General features: G+C 68.9%; 5 protein-coding genes. 2 read left to right on the top strand and 3 right to left on the bottom strand.

Translation table 11 applies throughout. The features are described from left to right. Window positions 1-325: 325 nt before the first annotated feature. The gene (locus tag LQ222_RS05535) at window positions 326-874 is read left to right on the top strand and encodes a TRAP transporter small permease subunit (protein WP_230165022.1); all 549 of its coding nucleotides are present in this window, start codon (window positions 326-328) and stop codon (window positions 872-874) included. Continuing rightward, complete coding sequence (locus tag LQ222_RS05530) at window positions 871-2,286, top strand: TRAP transporter large permease subunit (RefSeq protein WP_230165021.1); 1,416 nt, start codon at window positions 871-873, stop codon at window positions 2,284-2,286. The genes LQ222_RS05535 and LQ222_RS05530 overlap by 4 nt, the downstream gene beginning before the upstream one ends. 247 nt (window positions 2,287-2,533) lie before the next feature. Here LQ222_RS05530 and LQ222_RS05525 read toward each other — a convergent pair whose 3' ends face one another. The 3 genes from LQ222_RS05525 to LQ222_RS05515 all read right to left on the bottom strand — a co-directional run bounded on the left by LQ222_RS05525 (window position 2,534) and on the right by LQ222_RS05515 (window position 6,531). Next, window positions 2,534-3,358 (bottom strand): aldo/keto reductase, encoded by an 825-nt coding sequence (locus LQ222_RS05525; protein WP_256444000.1) that lies wholly within the window; start codon window positions 3,356-3,358, stop codon window positions 2,534-2,536. A gap of 29 nt (window positions 3,359-3,387) precedes the next feature. Continuing rightward, complete coding sequence (locus LQ222_RS05520) at window positions 3,388-5,727, bottom strand: Orn/Lys/Arg decarboxylase N-terminal domain-containing protein (RefSeq protein WP_230165019.1); 2,340 nt, start codon at window positions 5,725-5,727, stop codon at window positions 3,388-3,390. Between the two features lie 93 nt (window positions 5,728-5,820). Beyond that, a complete protein-coding gene (locus LQ222_RS05515; RefSeq protein ID WP_230165018.1) occupies window positions 5,821-6,531 on the bottom strand; it encodes a pirin family protein in 711 nt (236 codons plus the stop codon). Window positions 6,532-6,594 lie beyond the last annotated feature (63 nt).

Here is a 6,594-nt window from a genome sequence, read left to right as displayed (position 1 = left end):
GCCCTGGAGCGGCGGGTCGGCGCGCCTGCGCCCCGCGGCCGGGCCTGCGCGCGCGTCCGGGCGCCGGCGGCGGGGCGTGCCCGTCGTGCCGGCTCCAGGCCCGGCGCCCCGGCCAGCACGGGCCTTCCGACCGGCCGCGAACCGCGCTAGAGCATGCCGGGGTCGCGGTGGCTGATGTCACATGCCCTAGCCTGTTGTTTTCGCGAGCATCTTTTTCCGGCCAGCCGGCCCCGGTTGAACGGATGATGCTCTGGACGCCCACGCGCTCCGTCCAGGGGGCCATCACGCACGGAGACGCCGGCGCCATGCGCCGCCAGCACGCACCATGAACGCCCTGCTCGGCTTCAGCCGCGGCGTCGATGCCATGAACGCGCTGTTCGGCCGCGTCGCCGACTGGCTCGTGCTGTCCGCCTGCGCCATCAGCGCGGGCAATGCCGCCATGCGCTATGGCTTCTCCCTGTCATCGAACGCCTGGCTCGAGGTGCAGTGGTACCTGTTCGCCGGCACCGTCATGCTGGGCGCCGCCTATACCCTCAAGCGCAACGAGCATGTGCGCGTGGACCTGGTCTATGGCTGGGTCGGGCCGCGCACCAGGCTGTGGATCGACGTGTTCGGGATCATCTTCTTCCTGCTGCCGGCGATGATCCTGCTGGCCTGGATGACCTGGCCGATGTTCGTCGATTCCTGGATGCGCGGCGAGACATCCTCCAACGCCGGCGGCCTGTTGCGCTGGCCGGTCAAGATCCTGCTGCCGATCGGCTTCGCGCTGGTCAGCCTGCAGGGGCTGTCGGAACTGGTGAAGCGCATCGCCGCGCTGCGCGGGATGGACCCGGCCGTGGTGCGGCTGGATGACTACCAGCGGCCCGAACAATGATCCCCTCGCTCGAAATCATGCCGGCGCTGATGTTCGGGGGCCTGGTGGTGTTCCTGCTGCTGGGCTTCCCGGTCGCCTTCAGCCTGTGCGCCGTCGGGTTGTTCTTCGGCTTCATCTCGATCGAACTCGGCTTCTTCACCGCCGCCTACCTGGGCAACCTGCCGCTGCGGGTGTTCGGCATCCTGTCCAACGACCTGCTGCTGGCGATCCCGTTCTTCACCCTGATGGGCGCCATCCTGGAACGCTGCGGCCTGGCGGAGGACCTGCTGGAAGGCACCGGGCAGCTGTTCGGGAAAGTCCCGGGCGGGCTCGCCTACGCGGTCATCATCGTGGGCGCGATCCTGGGCGCCATCACCGGCACCGTGGCGGCTTCGGTCATCGCCATGGGCATGATCTCGCTGCCCATCATGATGCGCTACGGCTACGACATGCGCATCGCCACCGGCGTCATCGCGGCATCGGGCACCATCACGCAGGTGATCCCGCCCTCGCTGGTGCTGATCGTGCTGGGCGATCAGCTCGGCAAGTCGGTCGGCGACATGTATGCCGGCGCGATCGGGCCGTCGGTGCTGCAGATCCTGCTGTTCATGGGCTTCATCGCGGCGGTGTCGGTCTTCGCGCCGCACAAGGTGCCGCCGCTGCCGCCCGAAGCCCTGGTGCCGCGCGGCTGGGGCCTGTGGTGGCGCGTCATCAAGGGCATGGTGCCCTCGATCGTGCTGATCTTCCTGGTGCTGGGGACGATCTTCATGGGCTTGGCCACACCCACCGAAGCCGGTGCCATGGGCGCGGTCGGCGCGGTGGTGCTGGCGGTGATCAACCGCCGCTTCACCTGGAAGCTGCTGCGCGAAGCCATGTCCAACACCATGCGCATCACCGCCATGGTGATCTTCATCCTGATCGGCGCCACCGTCTTCTCGCTGGTGTTCCAGGGCGTGGAAGGCTCGCACTGGATCGAACACCTGCTGGCGCAGCTCCCCGGCGGGCAGACCGGCTTCCTGGTCTTCGTCAACGTGTTCATCTTCTTCCTGGCGTTCTTCCTCGACTTCTTCGAGATCGCCTTCATCGTGGTGCCGCTGCTGGCCCCCGTCGCGGCCAAGCTCGACATCGACCTGGTGTGGTTCGGCGTCCTGCTGTGCATCAACATGCAGACCAGCTTCATGCACCCGCCCTTCGGCTTCGCGCTGTTCTACCTGCGCGGCATCGCGCCCAAGGAAGTCCGCTCCCGCGACATCTACTGGGGTGCGGTGCCCTGGCTGTTCCTGCAACTGCTGCTGGTCGCCATCGTCATCGCCTGGCCCGAAAGCGTGACCTACTGGCTCGACCGCGGCACCGGCGTGGACCCGGCGAGCGTGACCATCGACGCGCCACCACCACCGCCACAGGACGACAACGCGGTGCCGGTGTTCCGGTAGGGGCGGCGCGCTGCCGGAGAGGGGCTTTGCCCCCCTCCGGACAACCGCCCACCATGGGGCTACGGCCCCCTGGACCGCGGATTTTTATTCGGAGAGTTTGGGGAGGGGCATGGCGTGACCGGCGCGTCGGCGGCACCGACGACGCCCCTCCCCAAATCCCCCGATCACGTCGAGGGTTCCAAGGGCCTTGAGCCCTTGGTGGGTGGGGTCCGGGGAGGGCAAAGCCCTCCCCGCCGCGCGCGCCCCCCTACAGCATCGCCAGCCCGCGTTTGCGTGCCGGTGGCGCGAAGGCGGCATCGAGGGTCGCGAGGTCGTCGGGCGTCAGGTGCACGTCGCGGGTGGCCGCGTTCTGGCGCACATGGGTGGGGTCGGACGCCTTGGGGATGCTGACGACGTTCGGGTCGCGCAGTGTCCAGGCGATGGCCACCTGCGCGGGCGTGATCCGGTGGCGCGCGGCGACCTCGTGCAGGGCGCGGTGGCGCAGCAGCTTGCCGCCCTGGCCGACCGGGGAATAGGCCATGACGGGCACGCCCTGCCGCGCGCAGAAGGGCAGCAGGTCGAATTCGATGCCGCGATGCTCCAGGCTGTAGAGCACCTGGTTGGTCGCGCAATCCGCCAGCGCGGTCCCGAGTTCCTCCAGGTCGTCCACGTCGCAATTCGACACGCCCCAGCGGCGGATCTTGCCGGCGGCCTTCAGCGCCTCGAAGGCCTCGACGGTCTCGGACAGCGGGTGCGACCCGCGCCAATGCAGCAAATACAGGTCGATGGTGTCCACGCGCATGCGCTTCAGGCTGCGCTCGCAGGCGGCGACGGCGCCGCGGCGCGAGGCATTGTGCGGATAGACCTTCGATACCAGGAAGACGCCTTCGCGCCGCCCGGCAATGGCCTCGCCGACCACCTCCTCGGCGCCGCCCTCGGCATACATCTCGGCGGTGTCGATCAGCGTCATGCCGAGGTCGAGGCCCAGGCGCAGCGCGTCGGCCTCCTGTGCTCGGGGCCGCGCGCCCTCGCCCATGTGCCAGGTGCCCTGGCCCAGGGCGGGGATGGTGGTGCCGTCGGGCAGGCTGGGCACGGGCGGGTCCTCCGGTGTCTGCCGGGAGGCTACTCCTGCATGACGTAGGTATAGAAGCGCACCGTGCCGTCCGGCTGGGTTTCGCGGTGCAGGCCCTGCACCTCGCTCTCGAAGCCGGGGAAGGCGTTGGCGGCGGCCTCGAAGGCGCGCAGATAGTCCACCATCGGGCGCGCGCGTTCTGTCAGGCGTTCGCCGGGCACGATGGTCGCGATGCCGGGCGGATAGACCACCCACAGCGTGGTCGCGATGCGGCCCTCGACCGCGTCCAGCGGCAGGTAGTCCACCTTGTTGCGCGTCAGCGCGCGCACCGCCTCGTGCGGCGGCAGGGCGATCTCGGGCAGGTGCTCGGCGCGGAACTGCGCGCCCTGCATCGCGGAGACGCCGGCCGCGCGATACAGCGCATGCATCCCGGCACACAGGTCGCGCAGCCGCATGCCCGCATAGCGCGCCGGGCGGCGCGCGACGAAATCCGGGATCACCTCATCGAGCGGCGCGTTCTCGTCATGCAGCTTCTTGAAAGTCACCAGGTGCGACAGCAGCGTGCCGGCCTTGCTGCTCTCGACACCCGGCGTCAGCAGGAACAGCAGCGAATTGAGGTCGTTCTTCTCGCACACGATGCGGTTCTGCCGCAGGTATTCCGCCACGACCGGGGCGGGGATGCCGTGCTCGGCATAGGTCCCGGCGGCGCGGTCGAAGCCCGGCGTCAGCACCGTCAGCTTGTTCGGATCGGTGATCGCCCAGCCGGGCGCCACGTGGCGGAAGCCGTGCCAGCTCTCGCCCGCGCGGAATTCCCAAAGGCCGGGGTCGGTCGCCAGCGCATCGGTCGGTGCGTCCTCCCAGCGCGTGTCGCGGCCGTCGATGCGGACGGTGTCGGGCACGAAGGGGTCGAAGAACCACTGGCGCGCCGGGTCGCGCTCGGTCGCGGCGAAGTCGCGCGCGGTCATCCGCATCTTCTTCCGCAGCTCGATGCCCAGGCGGATGGTGTCGTCCCACAGCACCTCGCCCGACTTCCCCTTCATCATCTGCGCGCCGACGTCCAGCGAGGCGAACAGCGGGTAGAACGGGCTGGTCGATGCATGCAGCAGGAAGAACTCGTTGAAGCGGCGGTGTTCGACGCGCCGGCGCTGGTCGCCCAGGTGGCTGTCCTTCACATGGATCTGCGACGCCTGGCTGAACGACGCCAGCTGCTTGTGCGTGGATTGCGTGACGATGATGCCCGGGCTGTCCGGCCCGAGGCCCTGCAACCCCATCCCGAAGCGCCCGCGGAACAGCGGGTGGAACTTCATGAAGCCGGCCCAGGCCTCGTCGAACAGGATGTAGTCGCACAGGTGCCCGATGCGGCTGACGATCTGCTCGGCCGACAGGATGGTGCCGTCATAGGTGCATTGCTCGACCACCGCGGCCCGGAAGGGGCGCGGCGCATCGGCGCGCGACTTGTCCGCCACCAGCGGATTGTCGCGGATGGATTGCCGGATGCGCGCCTCGTCGAAGGCGTCGGGGCGGATCGGGCCGATCAGGCCGAAGGCGTTGCGGTCGGTCTCCAGGTAGACCGGGATCGCCTGGCCGAGGAACAGCGCGCCGTGATGCGCCGCCTTGTGGTTGTTGCGGTCGAACAGCACCAGGTCGTCCTCGGCCAGCAGCGCCGAGAGCACGACCTTGTTCGACGTGGAGGTGCCGTTCAGCACGAAATAGGTGCGCTCGGCGCCGAAGATCTCGGCGGCCGCGCGCTCGGCCGCCGCGGCGGGCCCCTCATGCGTCAGCAGGTCGCCCAGCTGCAGCACGGAATTATCCAGGTCGTCGCGGAAGATCGCCTCGCCCAGGTGCTCGACGAAGATCCGCCCGATCGGCGACCGCCGATAGAACACGCCGCCATTGTGGCCCGGGCAGGTCCACAGCATGTTGCCTTGCTCGGCATAATCCACCAGCGCGCCGAAGAAGGGCGTCTTCAGGCTCTCGGCATATTGCCGCAGCTTGGAGACCAGGTTCTTGGCGATGAAATCCGGCGTTTCCTCGGCGAGGAACACGAAGCCATCGACATCGTCCAGCACCTCGACCGGGATGTCCTCCAGCCGGTGGCGGCGCACCAGCAGGATGACCGGCACATCAAGGCCGCGCTTGCGGGTCAATGAGATCAGCTGCGCCGCCTTGCCCTGCAGCCCCTTCTTGCCCCAGTCCACGATCAGGCAGCCGATCGCGGCGTCGGTGCGCACCACCAGTTCCGCATCGTCGTCGCGCCGGGCGCGGACCACCTGGTAGCCGTCCTGCTCGATCTCGCGGATGATGTGATGGAGGCGTTCGCCTTCCAGGTCGCCGGCCTCGTCGAAGGCGGGGGCACACAGCAGGAACTTGAAGCGGCGCGAATATTCCATGGGCGTCCCCCGGCGGCGAACCGGCGGGACCGCCGGCGCGGCAGTTACGCCGCGCCGGATGGGTTCATCAACGACAGTTCGATGACAGCCGCGTCAATCAGCGGCGACCTCCACCATCACCAGCTCCGCATCCTCGGTCGCGGTGATGGTGAAGTCGCGCTCGTCGCGGATGGCGATGCCGTCGCGCGCCTGCGCCGCGACGCCGTTCACCGTGACCGCGCCCTTGGCCGGCACCAGGTAGGCGGCGCGGCCTTCGCCGAGCGGCTGCACCAGCGTCTGCCCCTTCTTCAGCGTGGTGGCCAGCACCGCGCCGTCCACGTTGATCGGCAGCGCGCCGTTGCCCGCGTCGGCCGGGCGGCCCGATGCCAGCACGTCGAAGCCGGCCTCACGCTTTTCCTTGGGGAACTGCTTCGCCCCCCAGGACGGCTTGGCGCCGCGCGTGTCGGGCACGATCCAGATCTGGAACAGCGTCGTCTTGCCGGGTTCGAGGTTGTATTCGGCATGCACCACGCCGGTGCCCGCGCTCATCACCTGGACGTCGCCGGCCTCGGTGCGGCCTTCATTGCCCATGTTGTCCTTGTGGGTGATGGCCCCCTCGCGGACATAGGTGATGATCTCCATGTCGCGATGCGGGTGCGGGTCGAAGCCGGTGCCTGGCGCGATCTCGTCGTCGTTCCACACGCGCAGCCGGCCCCACTGGTCGCGGTCGGGGTTGCGGTAGTGGCCGAAGGAAAAATGGTGGTTGGCATCGAGCCAGCCGAACTTGGCCTTGCCGAGGCTCGCGAAGGGGCGCACGTCGATCATCGGTCTGCTCCGTCTGCTGTGCGGGACCCTGGCGGGGTCCCTGCCGTTCGCAGCGGGAGATAG

Origin of the sequence: Roseomonas sp. CECT 9278 (assembly GCF_918698155.1) — a bacterium.
In the GTDB taxonomy this organism is placed as follows: Bacteria; Pseudomonadota; Alphaproteobacteria; order Acetobacterales; family Acetobacteraceae; genus Neoroseomonas.
Note: the sequence above shows the minus strand (reverse complement) of the source record. Positions and strands in the feature narration are given on the sequence as shown.